Here is a 3000-nt window from a genome sequence, read left to right on the forward strand (position 1 = left end):
GCGGCGAGGGCCGCGGAAGCACGCCGCGCACGGCGCGAACCGTCCGTCGAGGGCGAGCTCGCCGAGCAGGACGGCTTCGCGGAGCGGCTGCATCGGCAGGACGTCCTTGGCCCCGAGGACCGCCACGCGATCGCCAGGTCGTAGTGGCTGCCGGTCTTGGGCAGCGTGCTGGGCGCCAGGTTGATCGTCACCCGCTGGTCCGGCCAGGACGTGCCGGAGTTGACCACCGCGGCGCGCACGCGGTCGCGCGCCTCGCTGACCATCGTGTCGGCCAGGCCGACGACCACGGTCGTCGGCAGCCCGCTGCTGACGTCGACCTCGACCTCGATGAGCCGGCCGGCCAGCCCGTCGAGCGCCACCGAGCGGGTCGCGGCCGCCTCAGGCACCCCGTCACGCGCTCGACGACGGGGCACCGCGCCGCGGGACGCGCACGGACACCACGTCGATGCGCACCGCCGGCGGGTGCAGGTCGTGCACCTCGAGCCAGTGCGACGCCAGGCGCCGCAGCCGCGCCGCCTTCACGGCGGACACCGCCTCGAACGGTGCGCCGTGCGTCTCGGACGTGCGGGTCTTGACCTCGCACACCACGAGCGTCGAGCCGTCGCGGGCGACGAGGTCGATCTCGCCGTAGCGGCAGGTCCAGTTGCGGGCCAGGATCACCATGCCGTGGGCGACCAGGTGGTCGGCCGCGACGCGCTCGCCGTAGCCGCCGAGCGCCTTGTTGCGTGCGTAGGTCATGGCGCCCACGCTCGCCGCTGCCGGCGACGGGCGGCGCCGACCGGACGCGCGCTGTGGACGCCCGGCGCCGCGGCCGGGTCTGTGGATCAGGTGAAGGCGTTGATGCCGGTCTCGGCGCGGCCGATGAGCAGCTTCTGCACCTGGCTGGTGCCCTCGTACAGCGTCATGACCCGCGCGTCGCGCAGGTACTTCTGCACCGGGTACTCGTCGACGTAGCCGTAGCCGCCGAAGGCCTGGATCGCCTGGTTGGACGCGCGCACCGCCGCCTCGCTGGCGAACAGCTTGGCCTTGGACGCGGCGACGCCAAACGGCTCCCCCCGGTCGACCAGGTCGGCGCAGCGCCACACCAGCAGGCGCGCCGCGTCGGCGTCGAGGCTGAGGTCGGCGACGATCTCCTGGACCAGCTGGAAGCTCGCGATCGGCCGGCCGAACTGCTCGCGCTGGGTGGTGTAGTCGACGACCGCCTCCAGGCAGCCCTGCACGATGCCGACGCACGACGCGGCGATGCCGAGCCGGCCCTTGTCGAGGGTGGACATGGCGATCTTGAAGCCCTGCCCCTCCTCCCCCAGCCGCGCGGACGCCGGGACGCGGACGCCCTGGAACGAGAGCTCCGCCGTAGCCTGGCCGCGCAGGCCGAGCTTGCCGGTGATCTCGCGCCGCTCGAAGCCGGGCGTGTCGGTCGGCACGAGGAAGGCGCTGACGCCCTTCGGACCGGGTCCGCCGGTCCGGGCGAACACCAGGCAGACGTCGGCCCAGGTGCCGTTGGTGATGAACATCTTGGCGCCGTCGATGACGTAGTCGTCGCCGTCGCGGACCGCCCGCGTGGTCAGGCTGCCGGCGTCCGACCCCGTGCCGGGCTCGGTCAGGCCGAAGCACCCCAGCTTCTCGCCGCGGGCGATCGGGCCGAGCCACTGCTCCTGCTGCTCGGGCGTGCCATGCTCGAGGACCGGCTTGCCGACCAGGCCGCTGGAGACCGACACGATGCCGCGCACCGCGGAGTCGGCGCGCCCGAGCTCCTCCATCATCAGCGCGTAGGTCACGTAGTCGCCGCCGACGCCGCCGAGGCGCTCGGGGATGGTCATGCCGAAGAAGCCCAGCTCGCCGAGCTTCGGGATGAGCGCGAGGTCGACCTGCTCGGCGCGGTCCCAGTCGCGCCGGTGCGGCACGACCTCGCGCTCGAGGAAGTCGCGGGCGACGGAGCGGAAGGCTTCCTGCTCGGGGCTCAGGCGCAGGTCCATGTCAGGTCGTGGGGACCTTGAAGTCGGACTTGCTGAGCTCCTCGACGTTGACGTCCTTGAACGTGAGCACCTTGACGTTCTTGGCGAAGCGCGCGGGGCGGTAGATGTCCCACACCCAGGCGTCGCTCATCGTCACCTCGAAGTACGCGTCGCCCGTCTCGGAGCGCACCTTCACGTCCACGGCGTTGCAGAGGTAGAAGCGGCGGTCGGTCTCGACCACGTACTTGAAGATCTCGACGACGTCGCGGTACTCGCGGTAGAGCGCGAGCTCCATCTCCGACTCGTACCGCTCCAGGTCCTCGGCACTCATGCGACGGACGCTCCTTCGGTGGCAGGTGGCGACAACTGTACGGGCGGGGACCCTCAGACGAGCAGAGCCTCGGGCGGCACGTCGTCCGCGCCGCCCAGGCCGGGCAGCCGCCACGAGACGCGGTGGTGCGGGCTGGGCCCGTGCTCGGCCAGCGCGGCGACGTGGTCGGGCGCCGAGTAGCCCTTGTTCTCGTGCCAGCCGTACTGCGGGTGCTCGGCCGACAGCTCGACCATGATCGCGTCGCGCGCGGTCTTGGCCAGGATGCTGGCCGCCGCGACGGCCGCGCACTGCATGTCGGCCTTGATCATCGTGGTGACCGGCGGGACGCGCTCGACCTCGAACGGCGGCGCGAACAGGCCCGACTGGGCCGGCGTCGTGAGGTAGTCGTGGTTGCCGTCGAGCAGGACGGCGTCGGGCTCGACGTCCAGGCCGGCGAGGGCGCGGTGCCCGGCCAGGCGCAGGCCGGCGATGATGCCGTGCTCGTCGATCTCGGCCGAGGACGCGTGGCCGACGGCGTAGGCGGTGGCCCACCGCTGGATGCGCGGGACGAGCCGCTGGCGGGCGTCGGGCGTGAGCAGCTTGCTGTCGCGGACGCCCTGGGGCGCGGTGCGGGTCTCGGCGGTGACGAGCACCGCACCGATCGTCACCGGGCCGCACAGGGCGCCGCGGCGACCTCGTCGAAGCAGGCCAGGGTGGCGCGTCCCTCCCGCAGCA

General features: G+C 72.8%; 5 protein-coding genes. All 5 read right to left on the reverse strand.

The features are described 5' to 3' along the window. A partial coding sequence (locus AC2W7G_RS12630; protein WP_485868747.1) for a magnesium chelatase domain-containing protein occupies positions 1-386 on the reverse strand: 386 nt, incomplete at its 3' end. 4 nt (positions 387-390) lie between these two features. After that, positions 391-738: a YraN family protein gene (locus AC2W7G_RS12635; protein WP_485868748.1), complete on the reverse strand. Its 348-nt coding sequence runs from the start codon at positions 736-738 to the stop codon at positions 391-393. Positions 739-824: 86 nt separating this feature from the next. Next, positions 825-1976, reverse strand: a complete 1152-nt coding sequence (locus AC2W7G_RS12640; protein WP_485868749.1) for an acyl-CoA dehydrogenase family protein — start codon at positions 1974-1976, stop codon at positions 825-827. Position 1977: 1 nt separating this feature from the next. Continuing rightward, positions 1978-2286, reverse strand: a complete 309-nt coding sequence (locus AC2W7G_RS12645; RefSeq protein WP_019145359.1) for a DUF2469 domain-containing protein — start codon at positions 2284-2286, stop codon at positions 1978-1980. 53 nt (positions 2287-2339) lie between these two features. Continuing rightward, on the reverse strand, positions 2340-3000 hold a 661-nt coding region (locus AC2W7G_RS12650), incomplete at its 5' end, for a ribonuclease HII (RefSeq protein WP_485868750.1).

Source organism: Aeromicrobium sp. PFPM2_SD2, from assembly GCF_057364525.1.